Source organism: Anaerococcus tetradius ATCC 35098, assembly GCF_000159095.1.
Lineage (GTDB): Bacteria > Bacillota > Clostridia > Tissierellales > Peptoniphilaceae > Anaerococcus > Anaerococcus tetradius.
Map to the genome: position 1 here is coordinate 38,491 of NZ_GG666300.1, position 23,483 is coordinate 61,973.

Genomic DNA, 23,483 nt, shown 5'->3' on the forward strand with positions numbered 1-23,483 from the left:
TTTCCTTTCTTTTTTATTAGATAAGTATATCCCTAGGAAAAAATTTTACAAGAGCATAGGTTAAAGAAGAAGCAATCTTTATTTGCTTCCAGTATAATGAATGTTATATAATATGCTAAGGAGAGTGTTTATGAAAATAATTTTTTGGGTATCGGCCTTTGCCATTATTTATCCTATGATAGGCTACCCCCTTACACTTTTGTTATTAGATAAAATTATTAAAAGAAAAAACAAACAAGACTATGCTTACAGGCCCATGGTTTCTGTAATAATTTCAGCCTACAATGAAGAAAAAGTAATTGTAAAAAAACTTACAAATATTATGAAAACTGATTACCCGAATCTAGAGGTCATAATAGCAAATGACGCTTCGACTGATAAGACAGTTGAGCTTTGCGAAGACTTTATTAAAAAGCATCCTGACTTTCCTATAAGGGTAAATACAGTCAAAAATCATTTGGGTAAGACTAATGCTCAAGATGAGGCGGTTGAAACTGCTTGGGGAGAAATCCTAGTATTTTCCGATGCCAACTCTATCTTCAAAGAAGATGCTATAAAGGAACTTGTATCTTATTTTACAGCGGATGATATAGAATATGTATGCGGATCTTTGCTTTATAAGAAAGACGATCAAGCCTCTGTTGTAGCTGAAAATACCTACTGGAATATGGAACTTACTATGAGAAAGATAGAGTCTAATATAAAGACCATAGCAGCCGGTAATGGAGCAATCTATGCTTGTAGGAAGAAAGATTATAGAAATTACAATCTAGTTAGCTCCCACGACTACGAGATGCCCCTCTATGCTGGCCTTAACAAGAAAAGGGCCCTCTATAATGAAAAGGCCATAGCCTTCGAAAAGGCAGGTGCTACAACAAGTGATGAGTTTAAGAGGAAGGTAAGGATGCAAAGAAGGATTCTTACTAATATTTTCACCAACCTAAGAAGATTAAATATCTTTAAATATGGATGGTTTTCCTTCTTCCACTTTAATCACAAGACTTTGAGATTCTTGCAGGCTTTTTTTCATATAGTATTATTTATAAGTAATATATTTCTTATAAAATATGGACTAATTTATAAGCTATTTTTCTTAGGCCAACTCGTCTTTATAATTCTTGCTATACTTGGTCAACTTACAAAGGCTAAAAATAAGCTCCTATATTTTCCAAGATATTATTCTATGATGATGCTAGCCCAAATTCTAGGAGCAAAAAATGAGTTTACAGGTAAGAGCAAGGCCACTTGGGAAAAGGCAGAAAGTACGAGGTGATTATGAAAATAGAAGTATTAATATCGGCTATGAATGTCAAAGACATTAACTTCTACGAGAAATTCAATCTCACAACTGATGCCCTAATTATTAACCAATGTGATCACAATGGCTATGAAGAGCTTGATAAGGGAAAGTTTAAGATAAGGATGATATCGACAGACACCAAGGGGCTTGGAAGAAGTAGAAATCTCGCTATCCTAAACTCTAGGGCTGATATAGTAGTCTTTTGTGATGATGATGAAGTCTTTTTAGAAGATTATGAAAAGAAAATTAAGGAGGCCTTTATCGAGCATCCTGATGTCGACTTTTTCGTCTTTAGAACCATAATTTATCAAAATGGCGAAGAGATAATCAAGGTAAGGGAAGAAAAAGACCTAAAGATATACAATGCCCTAAGATATGGTTCGGTGCATTTTGCTTTTAAGAGAGAAAAAATCGCCGAAAAAAATATCTACCTATCGACCTACTTCGGTGCTGGAACTGGTAATGGTTCTGGGGAGGATTCGATTTTTATTGCTGATTGCATAAGAAAAGGCCTTAGGCTTAGAACTTCGATGAAGACGATAGCAAAAATTTACAATGATGATTCTACTTGGTTTAAGGGTTTTGACGAAAAGTTTTTCTATGATAAGGGAAAACTAGCCAAGGCTCTATTTCCAAAGATGTATAGATTTTATATAGAATATTTTATTAGAAGATATCCAGAAAAATTAGTAAATGTTGATATAAGAAGAGCAAGACAGATAATGTTAGAAGGTGCAAAGGATTTTGGAGGTTAAAATGAAAGAAAAAAGATCGCTCTTTAGTGCAATTCCTGCAGGCCTAATCTGGGGAATACTTGCAGCAGTTGTTTTTTACTTTGCCTTGTCCTATTCAGGATTTAATGAATATAAGGCGAAGAGTAAGATTATTACTACAGATTTGGAAAGTGTTAATGAAAATGCAAGCGATGCAAAAACTTATGCAGCAACCATTAACTCAAATAAGATTAAAAAGACTGTCCTAGATAATTTGGGCATAGATATGTCTCTAGGCATGCTCGATACTAAGCTTAAAATCGAGCCAATCGAAGGTTCTTCAGTAGTAGATATTGTTGTTACTGATACAAATAAGCAAAGGGCAGAAGATATAGCTGATGAATATGCAGACCTTGCTGTAAGAGTAATTGGAAACATCTACGGAACAAAGGCTCAAGTTATGGAATATTCTTATCAATCAGCAGGTAAGGTTAATAATGGTATAACTTATTCAGCAATTATAGGCTTGGCTGTTTTCATCCTAGCTACTCTTATAGGAATGATTAGGGTAAATTCTTTTAATAACAAAGTCCTCCTTGCTAGGGCTAAGAATACTATCCTAGATGAAGAAGATCAAGAGCCTTACGAAGCAAGCGATAAAGACTATGAGGGAATTGTTTCTGATGGCAAAAGAGAAGTTAAGAATGGTAGGATGAGCTTTAGAAAAGAAGCTAAAGAAGATTACTCATATCAAGACAATGACGAGTCTAATGATAATGATTATGATAATGATGATGACTTCGATTATTTAGATACGAAAAGCCAAGAACTTCCTGATTTTGACAATGAAAATCCAGCTGAAACCATAGTAATTGATAAAAACGAAATACTCTATGGAATTAACAGACAAAATAGGGTCGAGGAAGATATAATCATCAAAGATTATCCAATCTTAGGCAAGCTTCCACCATATAGCAAAGGAGAATTAGATGTTTAGAAAAAAAGATGAAGAGAAAAAAGAGATCGCTCTTCAAGCCTTCTATAATCTTGAAGATGGTTTGCTAAGTGCTCTTAGCAATGATGAGAAAGTAATAGCCTTTACATCAACATCAAAGCACACCGACCAAGACTTAAATGTCTATGTTATGGCCAAGCACCTAGCTGAGGAAGGTGATAGAATCCTCCTAATAGATGCTAATCTAAGGGAAGCAGGCCTTGAAGAAATAACTAATGATAAAAAAGAAAGAGGCTTTATTGATGGAATCCTCGGTGATTACCAAATAGATGATCTGATAAATTATGATGGAAAACACGATAATATTTATCTAATGTATTCAGGTAAGGTTTCAGATTATGCCGATGAGTTCCTAGAACCAGCAGACATTAAAAATTTCTTTGAAAGCCTAAGGGCTTCTTATGATTATATATTTGTAAACACAACAGCAAATACAGATATAGCAGAAGCTAATATGTTTGCTTCCCTTGCAGATAGAGTAGTTATTTTTACAACCTATGCTAACAAGGATAACGACATCTACCAAGAATCAATTGAACAACTCGAAAGAGTTAATGCAGATATCCTGGGCCTAGTTATTACAAACTATGTTTATAGCGAAGCCGAAGTAAAGGAATTGTTTGGAGAAAATTAATGAAAAAGATTAAAGTATTGATGCTTCTTTGTCTAAGCCTTATCTTGGCTTCATGCTCAAATGACACTTATGTATCAAAGCGTCATCCAGAAGAAAATAACAAGACTGAACTAACAGAAAAATCTAAAGAAGGCAAAGAAAACAAGGATGGCAAAGAAGCTTTAGAAAATTCTAAAGACGAAAAAGATAAAGATAGCGAAGAAACAAAAGAAACAAAAGAAGCTAAAGACGAAAAAGACAAGGGCGATGAAGACTCTGATGTTATGGCTGGAGTAAATTACCAAGTTGAAGATGTGGTAAATATGAGATCCGAACCAAGCACAGACTCAGAAATAGTAGGAGAAGCCCATCCAGGGGATGAAATTTTAGTTCTCCTAGAAAAAGACGGCTGGTCAAGAGTATCAATTAATGGCCAAGCAGGCTACATCAAAAGCGATTTATTAAAACCAGTAAAATAATGATAAGGCTCTTGTGGGATAACCCTGCAAGAGCTTATTTTTCCATAAATTTCAATAAATTTGCTAATAATATGGCCATATGTGATATAATTATATAGAGGTATTATGATAAATTTATTTTTTGATTACTTACTATGGCCCTTGCTTATGGTTATAGCCGCCATAAGTTTTCTAAATTCTATCATGGAAAATAGGAAGAGCAGGATTGTTATTTCTATAATAATTTTGATTATGGCTGTGGTAATAATGATGGTTGTTTATAAGAAGTTTGACGAGGGAATATTCATCCAGCTATATTTATTCCTTTTTTTACTATCCATAGCTTTGGTTATCCTCGCTTTGAAAAAACAGGAAGACTCGTTCACCCTAATTGGTATAGGGCTAATGGTAGTTATGCTTGTTATTTTGCTAAGCTTTCCACTAGAATAATCGGACTTTTTGTAAAAATTGTAAGGATAGAAGCTTCTGCTAATAATAAATAAAATAGCTTTATCAGGGATAGATTGTCTATTGCTGATTTTTATTTACAAATAAGGGCAAAAAAAGATGATATTTAGAAACTGTTTTTCCAAATATCATCTTTTAATTTTATTTGCTTGAAGCATCTACAATAAGCTGTAGGTAGCTTGCGGTATCCTTTAATGTTGCTCCAGTAATTGAATCAATTGTGCCATCTTCCTTCTTTGAAGCTATGGCAGCCTTGATTTCGTCAACAGTCTTGCCGGAAACAAATTTTTCGATGGCTTCGAAGTTATCCTTGATGGAGACTTTAGATTTGGCTTTTTCTGCCATTAGCTTTGAGTACTTATCGCTATTTTCAAGTTTTGATCCCAATACATTCTTGCTATCAGCATAGCCCTTAGCAAATTCATCATCGGCATTGCTTAGGCCAAGTCCATCTTCCAAGTATTGGTATTCATCAAAGCTTGCCGCAACTATCCTATCGCCTTCCATAGCTACTAGGCAATCAGCAAAAGAGTTATCCCCGTGGCCTTTTCCTATTATAGTCTTGAAAGTTAAGTTTTCAGGATCTTCGGCATGACCTACCGATATAAATTTATTATCCTTTGCACTATCTACTATGGCTTTGATTAGGTAAGGTGTGGATTCAAAGTCAGTTTTTCCAACAGCTTCCATTATTTGCTTATCTGTCTTATCTTTTAAGAAAGCTTCAACTTCTCCTATGGTTTTTCCCTTTACGAAATTTGCTATTGCTTCATAATTTTCGCCTAGGCTAGTTTTGGCTCCGGATTTTTTCATCTCGGCTGAGTAAAGCTTCTCATTTTCCATTTTAGATACGAGTTTTTTATCCTTGACAGCCCCTTTGCCAAAGTCCTTATCAGAATTTACAACTGCCTTTAGGTCGCTTGTGCTGTTTTCATATTGGTATTGATCAATTGATAGGCCAACAATTTTATCTTGGCTTGTGGCAACAACTATGCGTGTGAAGGACTTTGCTCCCTTATTTCTTGGGTAGGACCTATGAAGAATAACATTTCCTTCAGCTTGGTCAGGATTTTGTGGTTTTACTTCTTCTACCTTATCTTCTTTTTTATCTATAGCCTTATCTTCTAATGCTATTTCTTCTTTTTTATTATTAGCTTTGTCGGAAGTCTTCCCGCAGGAACTTAGGACAAAAGCACTTACAAGAAGTAGGCTTATTATATTGAATTTTTTCATTTTCCCTCCTAAATTTCTTATAAAAAACTTTCGCCCAACATTATATGCGTTCCATAATATATTTCAAGCCTATTTAATTATTAACTTTCCTTTTTTTAAGCTTTTTGATATAATATATATAAAATTAAAGATATTGGCAGGGCTAATTGATTATAGGTAGTTTTTTCAAAGAGAAACTGCCTTTTTTTTAGGAATAATTAAGGAGAAAGCATGAGAAATATCAATGTAAACAACGAGATTAACAAGTTAAAAACAGTTCTTCTTCACAGACCAGGCGAGGAACTACTAAACCTAACCCCAAACGCCTTGGATGAACTCTTATTTGATGACATACCAGACCTAGATAAGGCCAAGGAAGAGCATGATAATTTTGCTCAAATATTTAGAAATGAAGGAGTAGAAGTTCTTTACCTAGAAGACTTGATGGCTGAAACCATAGCAGATAATAAAGAACTTAGAGATAAATTTCTGAATCAATATCTGGCTGAGGCTGGAATAAGTGATGATCTTATTTATCAAGAAGCAAAAAAACTTCTAGAATCAATAAAAGATAGCAAGGAATTTATCCTAAAGACCATGAGTGGGATAACCCTACATGAGCTAGGTATAAAAAACGAACATGTCCTCTTTAATTACAAATACACCGCCATCAATCCCATGCCCAACCTTTATTTCACTAGAGATCCCTTCTCATCAATAGCAAATGGAGTTTGTATAAATACCATGTATTCTGTAACTAGGTCAAGGGAAACAATCTATGCAGATTATATTTTTAAATATCACAAAGACTACAAGGATACAAAGAATTTCTATGGCAGGGGAAAGAAATATCACATAGAAGGTGGGGATATCTTAAATATCAACGAAAATCTTTTGATGATAGGAATAAGTCAGAGAACAGAGCTTGAAGCAATTAGGGACTTGGCAAAGAATGTCTTATTCGATGATGAAAATAAGATAGAAGAAATTATAGCTATAAATATCCCAAACGAAAGAGCCTACATGCACCTTGATACTGTATTTACCCAAATAGATTATGACACTTTTACCTATCATCCGGGAATAATTTCTAGCTTCCATGCTGTTAAATTTACAAGCAAAGACCATAGGCTTGAAGAAGAGTTTATAGAAAAATCTCTTGATGAGCTATTGAGAGATTCGTTAAAACTTGATAAGATAAGACTTCTACCATGTGGGGGAGGAGATCCTATAGCAGCCCTTAGGGAGCAGTGGACAGACGGATCCAATACCCTAGCTATAGGACCAGGCAAGGTAATAGTCTATAAGAGAAATACAGTAACCAATCAAATGCTAGAAGAAAATGATATAGAAGTAATAAAACTTGACTCATCAACCCTAACTGTCGGCAGGGGTGGTCCTAGATGTATGTCCATGCCTCTAGTAAGAGAGGACTGAGATATATATTAAAATAAGGGGGCTATAAATTAACAAAATCTAATTTGAAAGTTAATAATATTAAAAGTATAATTCAAATATAATAAGTAGCTAGGTGGAAACCACCATAGAAATAAGAAAAGAGGCTATCATGTTTGATTACAAAAATAACAAGAAAAAAATAGAAGAAAACACCCTAGGTAAAATCTTATTTACAGCAGGAGCTGGTCTAGTAGGAGCTTACCTATATCTTAAAAACAATAACAAATTAGATGAAGTTAAGGATAAGATAGACGATATAAAAGATGAAATTATCGACTCACTAAAAGGTGAGGACCTTTTGTAAGTCTTTACCCTTAAAATTTCAATCGAATTATTAAAAAGTAAATAATCATTTAAAAAAGTCCCAAGGGGCTTTTTTTTGTTTGACAAGTCCTCATTAATTTGCTACAATAGCATGAGAAAAATTAGGGAGGTATTATGAAAAATTCTAAAAAAATTTACCATGTTGATGAAAAAGTTCCATTGAAATTACTCTTGCCTTTGTCAATCCAACACACTTTCGCAATGTTCGGAGCGAGTGTTTTGGTTCCTATTTTATTTGGTATTAATCCAGGAATTGTATTATTGATGAATGGTATAGGAACATTGTTATTTATTTTAATTACTAAGAAAAAAGCACCTGCTTATTTGGGTTCTTCATTTGCATTTCTAGCTCCAGGTACAGCTATTATCGCAAGCGAAGGTTTCCAATATGCGCAAGGTGCTTTTATTGTGGTCGGACTTCTGGGTTGCTTTCTTGCTTATATAATTTATAAGTTTGGTATAGGATGGATTGATGTCGTTCTTCCTCCAGCAGCCATGGGTGCAGTAGTAGCCTTGATTGGTTTTGAGCTTGCAGGTAATACTGTAACAGGAGGATCTATAGGTGCTAACCTTATGACCGATAATGCTAGCAAAAAAGATTTCTTTATCTTCTTTGTAACCTTGTTTACAGCCATAATCGGATCAGTTGCCTTTAAGGGCTTCTTCTCAACTATTCCAATTCTTATTTCAATAGTTGTAGGCTATATAGTTTCAATTCTCTTCGGTATGGTAGACTTTACCCCAGTTAGGGAAGCTAGTCTTTTCACTATGCCAGCCTTCTCCATGCCAAAGTTTTCAGCAAGTGCAATAATAGCTATGCTTCCGGTTATTCTTGTAATAACAAGTGAGCACATATCCCACCAAGTTGTAACAAGCAATATCATAGACAGAGATCTACTAAAAGATCCAGGCCTTCACAGGTCAATCTTTGCAGATAATTTCTCATCAGCCTTATCAGGTCTTGTAGGAGGAGTGCCAACAACTACTTACGGAGAAAATATAGGAGTTATGGCAATCACTGGAGTATATTCTGTTCAAGTTATAGGAGGAGCTGCAGTAATCTCTATCCTTATGGCCTTCATTGGACCTCTAGCAGCCATAATCCAAACCATACCTGGAGATGTAATAGGAGGAGTAACCTTCCTTCTTTACGGAATGATTGGTACAAGTGGTATTAGACTCTTAGTTGATCAAAAGGTAGACTACTCAAAGTCCATGAACCTAGTTCTTACATCAGTAATCTTTATAGCTGGTCTATCAGGTCTTTCCGTTAAATTTGGATCAATCCACCTACAAGGAATGGTTCTAGCATCAGTTGTAGCTGTCCTTCTATCAGCCTTTATGACTATAATAAGAAAGCTCGGCTTGATTAATCAATAAAAAACTCCCGAGTAGGGAGTAAAAGCAAAAAGGTAGATGAAAAAATGTCTTCATCTACTTTTTTTATTGGAAAAAAGATGCTCAATAAGAATCTTCGATACTATGTCCATTAAAATATACCTCCAACAAGCTCTGCCACTTGTTTGCTCTTCATCCCAAGTTTTGAGCCTATCTTAGAGCCAAGCATGAAAAGAAGGGCTGTGACTATGCTTATAGTTGAAGCTGACCTTACTATATCTATATTAAGAAAAGCAAGACCGATTGATAAGACTAACAACTATTCAGTATCCAAAACTCCACCTTAATTTAAAATACTATAAGTGCCCTATACTTAACCCTAATGATATTATAAAGCAAGTTTGGAAAAAGAAAAACCGGTCAAACTGACCGGTTGATTCTTGATATTATTCGAATTGACTAATGATTCTTTGGGCATTAGCAATAACTCTATTACTTTTTTCTATTATAGCATTAGCCTTTGGTCCAATACTTCTAGCTATGGCAGGATAAGTATTCATAAGGTATTTAATAGCTTTAATAGTTATCCTGTTTTCTTCTACAGCAGCCTTTAGCTTTTGAACTGCCAAGATTTTTTTGCCATATTCTCTTATCTCGCTTTTAGCATTATTTAGGGCTATGGTAGCATTTCTTAATTCTTCATAGCTAGGGTTTTCTTTATTTAACAAGGTCTTCGCATATTCTAAGGCTTCAACATAATTAGCCTTTAGGCTTTGCTTTTTTATCAAATTATAGGTTTCAGAAGCGAAAATATTTACGCTATCATCAACTCCAATTTGCAATTGCTCTTTTTGAGTTTTAAGTTTTGTAGCATCATCCTCAGCAGCATAGCTTATATTAACTGGGCTAACCTTTTGAAAAACAGGGCCTATTCCTAGAAAAGCAAAGTTAAATGCAAGAAGTCCTGCTATTAATTTTTTCTTAAACATCATTACTCCTCTTATTTGTTTGCTGGTTTTTCGTATTTGGCTATAACTTCTTCAGCATTTTTGATTACTTTTTCAGCCTTTACAAGGTAAGTTCTAATCTTATCTCCGTAGTTTTTAGCTATAGCTGGGAAATCAAGAAGGGTCTTACAAGCTTTTACTGTAATTTCGCTTTCGCTTTTTGCTTTCTTTAACTTATCTAGAGCCTTCTTTATTTTTGCATCCTTATCGCTTCCAAGCATATCTTCCTTAGCTGTATCAAGTTTTTGGATGATATCTTCGTAATTTTCAAGACTTGCTTTAGGATTTGCGGCTGTAGACTTAGCAGCTGTAAGGGCAAGTTCAAATATCTTTACGCTATCAGCAGAATATTTTTTCTTATCCTTTAATAAAACTTCTGCCTCTTCAATTCTCTTAGCCAAGACTTTCTTAGTATCTTCTGTCTTTACATATCTAATTATAGCAGCCTTAGTATCTCTAAGTTCACTTACAGCCTTTTCGTATTCACCTTTTGATAAGCTATCACCTTTGCCATAAACTGTATAGGCATTTGTAAGAGCTAGGTCAAAAGCAGCCTTTAGGTCTTGGGATGCTGCCTTGTAATTTTCATCATTTCTAATAAAGCTACGTGCATCATCTATAAGATTAGTTAAAGTTTGGGAGTCAACTTGTTTACCATCTAGTCTGTCTCTAGCAGTTTTTAGTTCTTCTAATTTAGCTTTCATTTCAGGTATATATGCCTTTTTTTCAGCATCTGTCATTGCTTTATCTGTGTTTATAGAACCAATATAGTTTGCGATTTGAGTAATTGTTCCATCAAAAGCTGCTTTAGAATAGGAAGTTGCATTAATATAAGTATAGTCTTTATTTCTTAAAGATAAACATTCTGTATAAGTTCCGTTTAGTTCGTTATAAGCATCTAGAAAAGCTTTTTTAACATCTTCTTTTTGACTTATACTTGTAGCTTCTGCTGCAAATGAGCTTTGACCTGCTCCTAGGACGAAACTTGTTGCGAGTGTTAGGGCTATTATTCCTTTTGTGATATTATTTTTCTTCATAAAAACTCCTTTAAATTACGTTTTCTTTTCCTACATTATACCATATAAGGCTTTTATTTACAGTATTTATCTTTTCTTCTGTGGAGTAGTTATTTCTTTATTGTTATAAGCTTATTTTTCATTTCCTTTATGTATTCTTGGCAATTTTTGTGATATGATATAGTATATACTTTAAGACGGAGGATTTATGAAAAAATTAGGAAAAATATTTTTAGCTCTCGCCTTATCAGCAGGGCTTGCTTTTACAGGCTATATAGTTGGCCTCAACCATCCATCAACTAATGGACAAATTACTAAGACAGAACAAGCTCATTTGGAAGATATGCATATGCTAAGAGATCTTCTCGATAAGAATTTCCTTTTCGATTACAAGGAAGAAGACTTGTATGAAGGTTCTCTAAAGGGAATGTTCGCTAATTTAGGTGATCCCTACACCCAATACTACACTGCCGATGAGTTTAAGAAACTTATGGAAACCCTAGATGGAAGATATAAGGGAATAGGCGTATTGGTTCAAGCTAGCAAGGAAGGCTTTATTAAAGTTGTCCAAGTATTTGACGATTCTCCTGCTGCTGAAGCAGGACTAAAGGCTGGAGACTATATCATAAAAGTCGAAGGCAAGGAATACAGTGCAGATCAAATGGAAGATGCAGTGGCTGTTATGAAGGGCGAAGAAGATACTGACGTCAAAATAACTATCCGCAGGATGGAAAAAGATGGCAAAAACTTCAAGGATATAGACTTAAAGGTAGCAAGACGTGATGTAAAGGTCGATACCATAGATGATGCAAGCTTTACCATTAAGGGTAAGAAAATCGGCTATATCCACATCAAATCTTTTGACGATGTAACAGGTGAGGACTTCAACGCTTCCTACAAGAAACTAAAAGATCAAGGTATAAAGGGCCTAGTCCTAGACCTTAGAAATAATCCAGGCGGATCACTTGATGTTTGCCTTGCCATAGCTGATAAGTTCTTGGGTAAGGGAGTTATAGTTACAACAGAAGATAAGAAGGGAAAGGTCATAACTGAAGAATCAGACGAGGCTAATGATGATATCCCTATGACTGTTCTTGTAAACGAAAACTCTGCTTCAGCAAGTGAAATCCTATCTGGGGCCTTTAAGGATAGAAAAAGAGCAAAAATTATAGGAAAGAAGACCTTTGGTAAGGGTATTGTTCAAAAACTTTTCCCACTAGAAGATGGTTCTGGAGCAAAAATTACAATTAGCGAATATCATACACCATCAGGAGCAAAGATTAATAAAATTGGTGTCAAGCCTGATGTAGAAGTTGATGTTGAAGATCAAAATCAAGAAATAAACAAGCAAAACCTATCTAAAGATATACAATTCAAAAAGGCTGTTCAAGTTCTTTTTTCAGAGATGGATTAATAGATGCAAAAATATATGGATTATTCAAAGAGGGTAGAGGAGTTAGCAGAACTTCTAGCTAAGAAAGATGGAGTAAATCTTTCAAAATTATTAAGAAGGACTAATCCGGTCGATATAGAAGAATTTATATCGACCCTTAGCTCTGATGATGCTCTTTTAGTTTTTAGGCTCCTCAAAAAGGAAGATGCTATAGAAGTATTTGCCAAGCTTGATCCTTCCGATAAGGATAAGATAAAGAAGGGCTTAAATGATGCTGAGTTTACAGATCTTCTTGAAGATTTGGACTTCGACGATATGATCGACACCCTAGAAGAGATGCCAGCATCAGTTGTCCAAAAGATTCTAAGAAATACCGACCCTGAAATAAGAAAGAGGGTCAACCAATACCTAAAATTCCCTGAAGACTCAGCAGCAAGTCTTATGACTCCAGAATTTGTTGAGTTAAAAATCAACATGACAGTAAAAGAAGCCCTAGCCACTATAAAAAGAATAGGCAAGGACAAGGTAACAGTCTATACTTGTTATGTAACTGATACTACCAAAAAGCTTCTTGGCTACGTTTCCCTAAGAAATATTGTTACAAGCGATGAGAATACCTTGATATCATCCCTCCTCTATGAGGATGTAATTTCTGTAAGGACAGATGAAGACCAAGAAGAAGTTGCGAGGACTTTCCAAAAATACGGTTTTACCGCCCTTCCAGTTGTGGATAAGGAAAATATGCTGGTAGGTATAATCACAGTTGATGATATCATGTGGATAATCGAGCAAGAGGCGACCGAAGACTTCCAAATCATGGCAGCTACAACTCCAGAAGAGGAAGAATATAGTAAGATGAGCGTTCGGAAATTAGCGAAAAACAGGATTCCTTGGTTGATGTTTTTGATGATATCATCAGCCTTCACATCTACAATCCTTAGAAGCTATGAGGCAGTTATTCAATCGATAATTGCCCTTAATATGTTTATACCAATGCTTACAGACTCAGGTGGAAATGCAGGAAGCCAAACTTCAACCCTAGTCATTCGTGCCATGGCAACCCATGATGTTGAATTATCGGATTGGATTAAGGTCTTCTGGAAGGAATTTAGGGTAGGAGTTGTGTGTGGTCTATCGCTTGGTCTAGTAAGTTTTCTAAAGTGTATGTTCTTTGATAAGGTTGGAGTAGAGATATCCCTTATAGTAGCAGTGACCTTGCTATTAGTGGTTATAACAGCCAAAGTCGTAGGCTCCCTCCTTCCAATGCTTGCAAGTAGATTAGGAGCAGACCCTGCCATCATGGCAAGTCCACTTATAACTACCATTGTTGATTCTGTTGGACTAATTGTTTATTTCAACATTGCTCAAATGTTTATCAGTGTAGCTCCCCTATAAATATATCTCTAGAAAAGGAGGCCCTATGAAATTCAAGAAGAAATTCAAAATAGGAAGGATGCATGTAGATCCTTTTAATTATATCTCAATGAGATATCTAGTTGCTCTTATGAATGAAGTTGCCTTTGATCAAGCAGAGATACTTGAAAAAGACATAGATATGAAAAATCTAAGGTGGATAATTTACTCTTGGGATATACAAATCGAAAACAATATTAGACTGGGAGAAGAAATAGAAATCACCACAATTCCCACCCATATGGATAAATTTTATGCTTATAGGGACTTTATAGTTGAAAGTAGGGGAAATATCCTAGCAAGGGCTAAAGCGACCTTCCTATTGATGGACATTACTAGGCTTCGTCCTATAAAAATCCCCCAAAATCTAAGCCTAGCATATGGAAAGGAAAATCCAATCTTTGATATCTACGATATGGAAATAAGAAATGACTTAGCCTTCATCAGAGATATTCAGTTAAGAAGAGCAGATTTGGATAATAATTTCCACATAAACAATGCCGTCTATTTTGATTTGATTAAAGAAACTGTCGATATTTATGACAAGGATATAAGTTATATCAAGCTAATCTACAGAAATGAAATTAGGGATAAAAAACAAATTCAAGCTTTCGCAAGAAGAGAAGATAAGTCCATAGACTTTGCCCTAAGAGGGGAAGATGGAAGAGATTATTGTTTAGGAAAGATTAAAACTAATGTATAAAAAAGGCTTCGGGAATATTCCCAACAAGGACAAGATAATAAATTATTTGGAAGAGGCCTATAAGGCAAGGCCTGGCAGATGGATTGCTCGCCTCTTTCTTGTAGGAAAAACGGCAGAGGCTATGGCAGAAGACCTAGGTCTTGATAAGGACTTGGCCTTTGCTTGTGGGGCCCTAGGAAAGATCGGCCTAATGAAGTCAAATGATAAGGATTTTCTATATGGCTATAAGATCCTTAGGGATGAGGCATATTTTTTTCCAGCAAGGCTTGCCCTTAGTCAGGCTTTTGCTATAAAAGATCTATGTCTTTATGAAAACTTGTACAAATTAGACGATAAAGAGAAGGAATTTTTAGAAAATTTCTTCTACAAGTTTAGCTACACTGACTATGACCTTTTAGTCCAATACCTCTATATGATTTTTTCTGATGAATATATAGGTCTAAAAAGAGGGATGGACCTATATTTAGGATATGACAATGATAAATTGAGGCAAAGATATATAGACCTTGAAGCTTATTTCAAGGGAAAATTAGGGCAAGATATAGAATTATATTTGCCAAAGATTAAAAAATCTAAATTTCCCTACAAGCTTTTTGTTAAGGATGACTAGGAGTTAAGAAAACTTTCGATAAGAAATCTAGTTTGCAAATATAGCTTATAGCAGTATATTATAAATGAATTTATTTTACCAAACCCAAGGAGACTGTTGCAAAAGTGAATAGAACTTTTGCTTTGGTCTCCTGATTTTTTTATAGGAGTTTTTATGAAAGTCAAAGTATGCAAAAAGTGTTCAAAGCTTGACATAGATAAATTAGAAGACCTGAGTGACAAATACGGTTTTAAGTTAAAGAAAACTTGTTTAGGTCATTGCAAAGAGAAGAAAAAAGATTATTTTTTTGGAAAAATCAAATCAAAGTTTATAAAGGTCAAAAACCAGGATGAATTTTTCAAAAAGCTAATAAAGAAGGCTAAGAAGGCACAGGCTAAAAAAGATAAGTCAAAGGCCAAGAAGGAAAAATAAAAGCTTATGCAGGTTAAAAACACAACTTATTATGATGATTCGACCCTTAAAAGATGGATAGAAGATGACTCTCTAACAGAAGTCCTCAACAAGAGGGCAGATGCTATAAGAAAAGAGATTTATGGAGATAAGGTCTATGTCAGAGGTCTAATTGAATTTTCTAACATTTGCAAGAATGATTGTTATTATTGTGGAATTAGAAAGTCAAATTATCATGTAGAAAGATATAGGCTAAGCGAGGAGGATATCATATCTTGTGCCAAACTGGGTTACAAGCTTGGATATAGGACCTTCGTCCTCCAAGGGGGCGAAGATGGATATTTCACTGATGATATCATGGTAGATATAGTTAAAAAAATCAAGGCCCTCCATGACGATATAGCTATCACTCTTTCCCTTGGGGAGAGGTCTTACGAATCATTCAAGAGATTGTTTGAGGCAGGGGCCGACAGATATTTATTAAGAGAAGAAACTTCAGATAAAGACCACTACCAAAAGCTCCATCCTTCTTCAATGAGCTTTGAAAATAGGAGAGATGCCCTAAGGAAGCTAAAGGAAATCGGATTTCAAGTAGGTGGTGGCTTCATGGTAGGCTCTCCCTACCAAACAACAGAGTCTATTATTAAAGACCTACGCTTCTTAGAAGAATTACAACCAGCCATGATAGGCATAGGCCCTTACATGACCCAGCACGATACTCCCTTCAAGGACTTTCCTAATGGGTCATTTGAGATGACCCTAAGGCTAGTATCAATCCTTAGAATCCTCTTTCCCTACGCCCTAATACCGGCTACAACTGCCCTTGGAACTATTAATCCTCTGGGCAGGGAAAGAGGCCTTCAAGCTGGAGCAAATGTCCTTATGCCCAACCTTTCCCCAACCATGGTTAGGGAAAAATATTCCCTCTATGATAACAAAATTTGTACAGGAGATGAGGCGGCCGAATGTAGGGCCTGCCTTGAACTTAGGATAAAAAATGCAGGCTATCAAATCGTAACCGACAGGGGAGATGTGATAACTTACGATAAAAAAACAAGAAGATACAGTTAATCTTTTTAAAGAGAAATAGAAAAAGGCCCAAAAGCTAAGCTTTTGGGTCTTTAGTATCTAATCTGGAAGGACTACCTTATCGAGGATTCCTTTAAGATAGGCTATGGTGATACCATAATTTGTCATTGCTATAGATTTTTCTTTTGCCTTTTCTACCTTGCTTAGCATAGTAGTTCTATTAAACATACAAGCTCCACAAGATATGATCAAATCGTATCTATCGTAGTCTATAAGACTATCGCCCCTAGCAAATTCTATCTCAAGGTCTGGATATTTTTTCTTGAGCATCCTTGGAATTTTTACTGTTCCAATATCCTCATCAATAGGAGGATGGGTGCAGGCTTCTGCTATCAAAACTCTTTTTAGGGGCATGTCGAGTCTTTTTACAGATTTTATAAAATAAGGTAAATCTCCCTTAAAGGCAGAAAAAAGTATGGAAAAACTGGTAAGGCTCGTGCCTTCTTCTATTATTTCGCTAGTTTCCTTAAAGACTTGGGAGTCGCAGATTACTAGGTCGGGCTTTTTGTTAAGGGAGCTTAAAGTATTTTCTAGACTTGTCAAATCACAGCAAATAGCTGTAGCCTTTTTATCAATAAGCTCTCTAATAGTCATTACTTGGGGCTTAATTAGCCTTCCCTTTGGGGCGGCCTTATCTTGGGGGATGACAAGAACAACCAAGTCGCCCTTTTTGACCAAATTTTTGGTGATAGTAGGCTCATCTTTTTTTTCTAAGCTCTTAATCCTAGCAAAAATCTTTAGCCTGTCATCCTTATTCCTTATATCAATCTTTAGAGGAGCAAGGTCCTTATATTTATCACTTATTTCACTACCTACTGGCAAATCCTGCTTGCTAGCTACATAAATTATTGGCTTTTCCTTTTTCTTTAGCTCATTTAGGATTTGCATATCATCATCCAGGCTTAGGCAGTAGATGAAGACATCACACTTATCAATAACCTGCCTGCTTTTAGCAATCCTTGCTTGACCTAAGCTAGTCTTATCATTAACTCCAGCTGTATCTATAAAAAGAACTGGGCCAAAGTCTGTTATCTCCATGGCCTTTCTAATAGGATCTGTTGTAGTTCCTGCTATATTTGAAACAATAGCCGTATCAGTTCCTGTCATGTAGTTTAGTAGGCTCGATTTACCAGAATTTGTTTGACCAAAAATTCCTATATGGAGCCTTTCGCTATTTTGTACTTTCATATTAGATATATAAATCTCTTTGTCCTTGTCTTATTTCTTCTAGTTTTTCTATAGTTGATTTGCGAACTTCAGGGTTTGGAATACTATCAAGCTCTCTTTGGATGAGGGCTTCGGCATCCTTTTTAGTTTTATCACTAGCATAATCAACGAGGTATTCTTCGAGGGTAGTTATGGCATTTGGATGACAAATATTTCCTATACCAAATTGCTTAACCATACCCATGAAGGTCTCTCCTGTTCTTCCCTTTCTGTAGCAAGCTGTGCAAAAGCTTGGAACATGGTCTTTAGCTATAAGCCAGTCGATAATCTCATCAAGACTTCTATTATCAGACAATTCGAACTGATCGCTTCCCTTGGTTTCATCATCGGTGTAGCCTCCGACAGAAGTCTTTGAACCGCCAGAAATTTGTGAAATTCCAAGCTCAAGGAGCTTAGCACGAACCTTTTCACTTTCCCTAGTTGACACAATCATACCAGTATAAGGAGCAGCTACCCTTATGCAGGCTACAATTTTCTCAAACATCTCATCTGAGAGGGAATTGTCGAAGTCGTTAGGGTCAATATCATCAGCAGGTTGAATTCTTGGAACAGAAATTGTGTGAGGACCTACATTAAATCTAGCTTCGAGGTGCTCAGCGTGCATCAATTGTCCTACAAATTCATACTCATAAGAATCTAGCCCATACAAAACTCCAAGGCCCAAATCATCTATGCCACCCTCAAAGGCCCTGTCCATGGCTTCGGTATGGTATTCATAATTAGACTTTGGTCCAAACTTGTGAATAGCCTCGTAATTTTTCTTATTATAAGTTTCTTGGAAGAGAATATAAGTTCCAATCTCTGCTTCGTGAAGCTTCCTATAATTTTCAACTGTAGTTGCAGCAATATTTACATTAACCCTCCTGATAGCGCCATTCTTATGTTTGATATTATAGATTGTGTGAATGGACTCGAGTATGTATTCGAGTGGGTTATGGATAGGATCTTCTCCAGCTTCTAGGGCAAGTCTCTTATGACCCAAATCTTGTAGGGCTATAACTTGCTCACGGATTTCATCTTGAGTTAATTTTCTTCTAGGTATAGTCTTGTTTTGACCATGGTATGGGCAATAAGAACAGCCATTTACACAATAATTTGATAGGTATAAGGGTGCAAAAAGCACTATCCTATTGGCATAAAACTTATGTTTAAGTTCTCTTGCTAGATTAAAAATCTCCTCGTTAAGGTCTTCTTCCTTGCAAGATAGAAGCACAAAGGCCTCCCTGTGGCTTAGGCCCTTAGCCTTTTTTGCCTTATTTAAAATATCTATGATAAGCTCTCTGTTATGGGCATTAGCTCTGCCATAATCGAGAGTTTCTAAAATTTCTTCATGGTTTATAAATTCATTAGCATCTTTTGATTTTGGATTATATACTACCATATTACCTCCCTTTATTATTTCATTAATATTATAATACTTATGGGCTTAAAAAGGAAATTTACCTATCTTTCATGGATAAATTTTTTCTAAAAAATTCTACCAAAGCTCTAAAAATTAATGCTTATACAAAAATACATATATTTTATTTGACAAGTAAAAAAATCCATGGTAATATATCTTTATCGACAAGATAAACTTAACAAACCAACAGAAAAGAAGAGTAATCTAGATTTTCGTTCTACAGAGAGCCCCGTTTTGGTGAAAGGGGTGGATAAGGATTTAGATGAAGATGGCCTTTGATGGGGCGATTCGATATTAGAGTCGCACGGGAATTCCCGTTATAGAATTAGAGTATGTATGTACTTGATGAGAGCATGAGTGTGCGAGCACTTGTGAATTAAGGTGGTAACGCGAATTTTCGTCCTTAGTTTCCTTCGGGAAGCTGGGGACTTTTTTTATTGAGACAATAGGAAGGAAGATATGATAGAGTTAAACAATATTACAGTCGACTTCGATGGCTTTAAGGCAGTCGATAATGTAAGCATTAAAATTGAAAAGCAAGATGCTTTTGGAATCGTAGGATTTTCTGGAGCTGGTAAGTCAACTCTAGTTAGGACTATAAACCTTCTCCAAAGGCCAAGCCAAGGGGAAGTTATAGTTAAGGGAGAAAAGCTTCTAGACTTATCCAACAAGGAACTTAGGGAAAGAAGAAAAAAAATCGGAATGATTTTCCAACACTTCAATCTTTTGAATAATCTTACAGTTTTGGATAATGTAATCTTTCCAATCAAAAGAGATAAATCGACAAGCAAGGAGGAGAAAATCAAAAAAGCCAAAGACCTCCTAGAGCTAGTTGGAATTGCTGATAAGATAGATTCCTATCCAAGGGAGCTTTCTGGAGGACAAAAGCAAAGATGTGCCATAGCTCGTGCCCTAGCTTCTGATCCTGAAATCCTTCTTTGCGATGAGGCTACAAGTGCCCTCGACCCAAAGACAACTAAGCAAATTCTAGCCCTCTTAAAGGAACTAAATGAGAAGCTAAAGCTTACTATTGTGATAATCACTCACCAAATGGAAGTTGTTAAAGACCTTTGCAACAAATGTGCAGTAATGCAAAATGGAAAAGTTGTTGAAGAAGGCTCAACCCTCGATATCTTCTCAGATCCTAAGGAAAAATTGACAAGAGAGTTCGTAGAAACTTCTACAAATGTCGAACAAACCATAGCAGATGTTAAGGAAAATATAGGAATCCTTAGAGATGATGAAATCCTTGTTCAGCTTAACTACAAGGGAGCTAGCACAACCGAGCCACTTATCAATGAAATTTACGAGAAGTTTAAAATAAAGACCAACATCCTAGCTGCCAATATAGAGTTTATAGGATCAACTCCTGTAGGAAATCTAATAGTAACCTTCAAGGGTTCTGAAGGAAGCCTGGATAATGTCTTAACTTACTTGAAAGATAAAGATGTAAGAATTAAAATCTTGGGAGGTAAAGATGGGATACTTTGATTATGCCATATCCATATCAGATAGGATAGTAGATGAAACCTGGGCAACCTTGTATATGCTAGTAGTTTCTGCTATATTCGCAGGAATATTTGGCCTTATACTTGGAGTAATCCTAGTAGTAACAGACAGGGGAAGATTACTCGAAAATAAGAAACTCTATTCGATATTAGATAAACTAACTAATACCTTTAGGGCCATTCCCTTTGTAATCTTACTAGCTCTAGTAGCTCCAATTACCAAGGCCATAGTCCACACAAGAATAGGCCCTACAGCAGCTATAGTGCCACTAATATTTTCGGCAGTTCCATTTTTTGCAAAGCAGGTTGAACAAGCCCTAGCAGAAGTTGATCCAGGAGTAATCGAAGCTGCTGAAGCAATGGGCAAGGGACCAGTCGAAATAATCTATTCAGTTTACCTTAGGGAGGGACTTCCTTCACTAATCAGGGCAGCATCCATTACCCTAATCTCACTATTAGGCCTTACAGCAATGGCAGGACTTATAGGTGGTGGCGGTATAGGAGACCTTGCCATAGCAGTTGGATATCAAAGATACAAGGATGATGTAGTCTTGATATCAGTAATCATAATTTTAATAATGGTATTTATCATCCAAGGAGTATCAAACATACTCATAAGAAAAACTAGTCACTAAAGACTAACAATCGTGGTTATTAAGATGAAAATCTTTAATAATATATATGTAAATTAAGGGAGGAACATAATGAAAAAATTTACAAAAATCGCACTAACTCTAGCCCTAGTCCTAGGCTTTAGCGCTTGTGGGGCAAAAAATAACGAGAAGGCACAAGATAGCAAACAAGAAGCAAAGACCGAAGAAAAGGCAAAGCCAGAAGAAAAGTCAGGAAAAAAAGATAGTGGAGTAATCAAAATCGGTGTTGTTGGAGAATACAACGACGTCCTAAAAGAAGTAATCAAAAGATATGAAAAAGGAACAGGCAAGAAGGCAGAACTTGTAGTATTTTCTGACTACAGCCAACCAAATGAAGCCCTTCTAGCAGGAGATATCGACCTAAACGCTTACCAACACTATAAATTCCTAGAAGAATTTAACCAATCAAAAGGATCAGACCTAGTATCTATCGGAAATACAATGCTTGCACCAATTGCCATCTACTCAAACAAGATTAAATCTTTAGATGAACTAAAAGAAGGCGATAAGGTAGCCCTACCAAACGACCCATCAAACGGATCAAGAGCCCTCTTCCTACTTCAAGAAGCAGGTCTAATCAAAGTAGACGGAAATCCAGGAGATATAATTACCATAGATAAGGTAAAAGAAAATCCTAAAAAATTAAAACTAGTTGAAATGGACGCATCACAAACACCAAGAAGCTTAGATGATTGCCAAGTAGCAATAGTAAACGACACCTTCGCTCTTGACGCAGGCCTTGATAAAAACACTGCAATTTTTAAAGAGAATCCAAAAACTGACTCTGTAAAACAATATATCAACCTAATAGCAGCAAGAAAAGAAGACGAAAACAACGAAGACTACAAAGAATTTGTAAAATATTATCAAACAGAAGAAACTAAAAAAGACATGGAAAAAATCACAAAAGGAGCTTGGTTACCAGCTTGGTAAAATCTAAAAGCTAATTAGACTTGTTAAAATACAAGCTAAGCTAGGTGAATAATAAATTAAGAGGCTGTTGCAAAATCACAAGAGATCTTGCAACAGCTTTTTTTACAAGGAAAATAGCCCAAAAAATAGAAGCCTTATAAAATAGATGAGAAGGAAATTAACAGTATAATCAATAGAGAAGAGCTAAAAAGGAGAAATTATGACAAGCGTATATGATTTTACAGTTTTAGATAAAAATGATAATGAAATAAGTTTAGAAAAATACAAGGGCAAGGTCCTCCTTATAGTAAACACTGCAACTCACTGTGGCTTTACTAAGCAATACGATTCTCTTGAGGATCTTTATAAACAATACAAGGATCAAGGCTTCGAGATTTTGGACTTTCCTTGCAATCAATTTGCAAATCAAGCACCAGAATCTGACGAAGAAATAGACTCCTTCTGTGCCTTAAACTTTGGGACAAGCTTTGATAGATTCAAAAAAATAGATGTCAACGGTGAAAACGAAGCACCCCTCTACAGCTTCCTAAAAACAGAAAAGCCAGGTCTTGGCAAGGCTATTAAGTGGAATTTCACAAAATTTTTGATTGATAGAGAAGGAAATGTAGTAAGTCGCTTTGGTTCAAACAAGAAACCTGAAAATATGAAAAAAGATATAGAAAAATTGTTAGGATAAATCATGGATAAATTTGTAAAACTTGCTTTCGATTCTTTGAAGCACTACCTAGATACTGGAAGCTACCTAAGTACTTATGATAAAGAATTTGAAAATAATCACAACGGAGTATTAATCGAAATTAATATAGGAGATAAGAGGGAAAGAGCTGGCTCAATATATCCAACTAGGAAAAATATCGCCCTAGATATAATCAACGAAACAGTAAATCTCGGCATCTTCAACAATGCCCTAGCCCTCAAAAAAGAAGACCTAGATGATGTTTACATCCAAGTTTTGGAAATAAACAAGGTAACACCAATTGGAAAAATCGAAGACTTCGGAGTCTATCATGGACTCTTACTAAATTACAAAAATAACCCTGTTATAGTTTATAGGAATGATTACGAAAGCGACTATCAAATGTTTGAGGATGCCAAGGATAGGGCCAACATAGATGATTTTGATGTCTATAATTTGGAGAAATTTAAGATAATCAGACATATATAGTCAAGCCTATACAATTATATTTGACAAAAAACTTTGTTAGTATTATATTATATTATAAATATGATGTTATGAAGA

The 23,483-nt window shown here is 35.6% G+C and carries 26 protein-coding genes and 1 other annotated feature; of the genes, 20 read left to right on the top strand and 6 right to left on the bottom strand.

From position 1 onward, the window contains the following. Window positions 1–130 precede the first annotated feature (130 nt). The 6 genes from HMPREF0077_RS07530 (at window position 131) to HMPREF0077_RS07555 (ending at window position 4,549) form a co-directional block, all read left to right on the top strand. On the top strand, window positions 131–1,273 hold the full coding sequence (locus HMPREF0077_RS07530; protein WP_052588110.1) for a glycosyltransferase: 1,143 nt from the start codon (window positions 131–133) through the stop codon (window positions 1,271–1,273). A 2-nt stretch (window positions 1,274–1,275) separates the two neighbouring features. Continuing rightward, on the top strand, window positions 1,276–2,055 hold the full coding sequence (locus HMPREF0077_RS07535; RefSeq protein WP_004837402.1) for a glycosyltransferase family A protein: 780 nt from the start codon (window positions 1,276–1,278) through the stop codon (window positions 2,053–2,055). 1 nt (window position 2,056) lies between these two features. Then, window positions 2,057–3,010, top strand: coding sequence for a YveK family protein (locus tag HMPREF0077_RS07540; protein WP_040349602.1), 954 nt, complete (start codon window positions 2,057–2,059; stop codon window positions 3,008–3,010). After that, a complete protein-coding gene (locus HMPREF0077_RS07545) occupies window positions 3,003–3,662 on the top strand; it encodes a CpsD/CapB family tyrosine-protein kinase (RefSeq protein ID WP_004837404.1) in 660 nt (219 codons plus the stop codon). Before HMPREF0077_RS07540 ends, HMPREF0077_RS07545 begins: the two co-directional genes overlap by 8 nt. Continuing rightward, window positions 3,662–4,120: an SH3 domain-containing protein gene (locus tag HMPREF0077_RS07550; RefSeq protein ID WP_004837405.1), complete on the top strand. Its 459-nt coding sequence runs from the start codon at window positions 3,662–3,664 to the stop codon at window positions 4,118–4,120. The genes HMPREF0077_RS07545 and HMPREF0077_RS07550 overlap by 1 nt, the downstream gene beginning before the upstream one ends. A gap of 105 nt (window positions 4,121–4,225) precedes the next feature. Further along, complete coding sequence (locus HMPREF0077_RS07555; RefSeq protein ID WP_004837406.1) at window positions 4,226–4,549, top strand: hypothetical protein; 324 nt, start codon at window positions 4,226–4,228, stop codon at window positions 4,547–4,549. 159 nt (window positions 4,550–4,708) lie between these two features. Here the strand turns inward: HMPREF0077_RS07555 and HMPREF0077_RS07560 are convergent, their stop codons facing one another. Next, on the bottom strand, window positions 4,709–5,800 hold the full coding sequence (locus HMPREF0077_RS07560; RefSeq protein ID WP_004837407.1) for a hypothetical protein: 1,092 nt from the start codon (window positions 5,798–5,800) through the stop codon (window positions 4,709–4,711). 210 nt (window positions 5,801–6,010) lie between these two features. Here HMPREF0077_RS07560 and HMPREF0077_RS07565 point away from each other — a divergent pair, with 210 nt between their 5' ends. From HMPREF0077_RS07565 to uraA, 3 genes are all read left to right on the top strand, one after another. Then, on the top strand, window positions 6,011–7,216 hold the full coding sequence (locus HMPREF0077_RS07565) for an arginine deiminase (RefSeq protein WP_004837408.1): 1,206 nt from the start codon (window positions 6,011–6,013) through the stop codon (window positions 7,214–7,216). A 130-nt stretch (window positions 7,217–7,346) separates the two neighbouring features. Continuing rightward, complete coding sequence (locus HMPREF0077_RS07570) at window positions 7,347–7,541, top strand: hypothetical protein (protein WP_040349604.1); 195 nt, start codon at window positions 7,347–7,349, stop codon at window positions 7,539–7,541. Between the two features lie 134 nt (window positions 7,542–7,675). Then, entirely contained in the window at window positions 7,676–8,941 is a 1,266-nt protein-coding gene (gene uraA / locus HMPREF0077_RS07575; protein ID WP_004837410.1) for a uracil permease, read from the top strand. 109 nt (window positions 8,942–9,050) lie between these two features. Here the strand turns inward: uraA and HMPREF0077_RS11180 are convergent, their stop codons facing one another. The 3 genes from HMPREF0077_RS11180 to HMPREF0077_RS07590 form a co-directional block, all read right to left on the bottom strand. Next, entirely contained in the window at window positions 9,051–9,182 is a 132-nt protein-coding gene (locus tag HMPREF0077_RS11180) for an MntP/YtaF family protein (protein ID WP_428829057.1), read from the bottom strand. Window positions 9,183–9,345: 163 nt separating this feature from the next. Next, on the bottom strand, window positions 9,346–9,888 hold the full coding sequence (locus HMPREF0077_RS07585) for a hypothetical protein (protein WP_155811746.1): 543 nt from the start codon (window positions 9,886–9,888) through the stop codon (window positions 9,346–9,348). 11 nt (window positions 9,889–9,899) lie between these two features. Continuing rightward, a complete protein-coding gene (locus HMPREF0077_RS07590) occupies window positions 9,900–10,943 on the bottom strand; it encodes a hypothetical protein (protein WP_004837413.1) in 1,044 nt (347 codons plus the stop codon). A 187-nt stretch (window positions 10,944–11,130) separates the two neighbouring features. Between HMPREF0077_RS07590 and HMPREF0077_RS07595 the strand changes: the two genes are divergently transcribed. The 6 genes from HMPREF0077_RS07595 to hydE all read left to right on the top strand — a co-directional run bounded on the left by HMPREF0077_RS07595 (window position 11,131) and on the right by hydE (window position 16,502). Then, entirely contained in the window at window positions 11,131–12,336 is a 1,206-nt protein-coding gene (locus HMPREF0077_RS07595) for a S41 family peptidase (protein ID WP_004837414.1), read from the top strand. A gap of 3 nt (window positions 12,337–12,339) precedes the next feature. Next, complete coding sequence (gene mgtE / locus HMPREF0077_RS07600) at window positions 12,340–13,710, top strand: magnesium transporter (RefSeq protein WP_004837415.1); 1,371 nt, start codon at window positions 12,340–12,342, stop codon at window positions 13,708–13,710. A 25-nt stretch (window positions 13,711–13,735) separates the two neighbouring features. Further along, window positions 13,736–14,431, top strand: coding sequence for an acyl-[acyl-carrier-protein] thioesterase (locus tag HMPREF0077_RS07605; RefSeq protein ID WP_004837416.1), 696 nt, complete (start codon window positions 13,736–13,738; stop codon window positions 14,429–14,431). After that, complete coding sequence (locus HMPREF0077_RS07610) at window positions 14,424–15,041, top strand: HD domain-containing protein (protein ID WP_004837417.1); 618 nt, start codon at window positions 14,424–14,426, stop codon at window positions 15,039–15,041. Before HMPREF0077_RS07605 ends, HMPREF0077_RS07610 begins: the two co-directional genes overlap by 8 nt. 153 nt (window positions 15,042–15,194) lie before the next feature. Continuing rightward, window positions 15,195–15,452, top strand: a complete 258-nt coding sequence (locus tag HMPREF0077_RS07615) for a hypothetical protein (protein ID WP_004837418.1) — start codon at window positions 15,195–15,197, stop codon at window positions 15,450–15,452. A 6-nt stretch (window positions 15,453–15,458) separates the two neighbouring features. Further along, the gene (gene hydE, locus HMPREF0077_RS07620; protein ID WP_004837419.1) at window positions 15,459–16,502 is read left to right on the top strand and encodes a [FeFe] hydrogenase H-cluster radical SAM maturase HydE; all 1,044 of its coding nucleotides are present in this window, start codon (window positions 15,459–15,461) and stop codon (window positions 16,500–16,502) included. 57 nt (window positions 16,503–16,559) lie between these two features. Here hydE and hydF read toward each other — a convergent pair whose 3' ends face one another. Together hydF and hydG are read right to left on the bottom strand one after the other, a co-directional pair. Next, a complete protein-coding gene (gene hydF / locus HMPREF0077_RS07625; protein ID WP_004837420.1) occupies window positions 16,560–17,708 on the bottom strand; it encodes a [FeFe] hydrogenase H-cluster maturation GTPase HydF in 1,149 nt (382 codons plus the stop codon). 1 nt (window position 17,709) lies between these two features. Further along, window positions 17,710–19,128 carry a [FeFe] hydrogenase H-cluster radical SAM maturase HydG gene (gene hydG / locus HMPREF0077_RS07630; protein ID WP_004837421.1) on the bottom strand — a complete coding sequence of 473 codons (1,419 nt, stop codon included), beginning with the start codon at window positions 19,126–19,128 and terminating at the stop codon, window positions 17,710–17,712. A gap of 199 nt (window positions 19,129–19,327) precedes the next feature. Next, window positions 19,328–19,557 (top strand) — a binding site (T-box leader). 51 nt (window positions 19,558–19,608) lie between these two features. Between hydG and HMPREF0077_RS07635 the strand changes: the two genes are divergently transcribed. The 5 genes from HMPREF0077_RS07635 to HMPREF0077_RS07655 all read left to right on the top strand — a co-directional run bounded on the left by HMPREF0077_RS07635 (window position 19,609) and on the right by HMPREF0077_RS07655 (window position 23,408). Further along, window positions 19,609–20,640 (top strand): methionine ABC transporter ATP-binding protein, encoded by a 1,032-nt coding sequence (locus HMPREF0077_RS07635; protein ID WP_004837424.1) that lies wholly within the window; start codon window positions 19,609–19,611, stop codon window positions 20,638–20,640. Continuing rightward, window positions 20,627–21,292 carry a methionine ABC transporter permease gene (locus HMPREF0077_RS07640; RefSeq protein ID WP_004837425.1) on the top strand — a complete coding sequence of 222 codons (666 nt, stop codon included), beginning with the start codon at window positions 20,627–20,629 and terminating at the stop codon, window positions 21,290–21,292. The genes HMPREF0077_RS07635 and HMPREF0077_RS07640 overlap by 14 nt, the downstream gene beginning before the upstream one ends. 69 nt (window positions 21,293–21,361) lie before the next feature. After that, entirely contained in the window at window positions 21,362–22,243 is an 882-nt protein-coding gene (locus HMPREF0077_RS07645) for a MetQ/NlpA family ABC transporter substrate-binding protein (protein WP_004837426.1), read from the top strand. Between the two features lie 199 nt (window positions 22,244–22,442). Then, window positions 22,443–22,919, top strand: a complete 477-nt coding sequence (locus tag HMPREF0077_RS07650) for a glutathione peroxidase (protein ID WP_004837427.1) — start codon at window positions 22,443–22,445, stop codon at window positions 22,917–22,919. A 3-nt stretch (window positions 22,920–22,922) separates the two neighbouring features. Further along, a complete protein-coding gene (locus HMPREF0077_RS07655; protein WP_004837428.1) occupies window positions 22,923–23,408 on the top strand; it encodes a hypothetical protein in 486 nt (161 codons plus the stop codon). Window positions 23,409–23,483 lie beyond the last annotated feature (75 nt).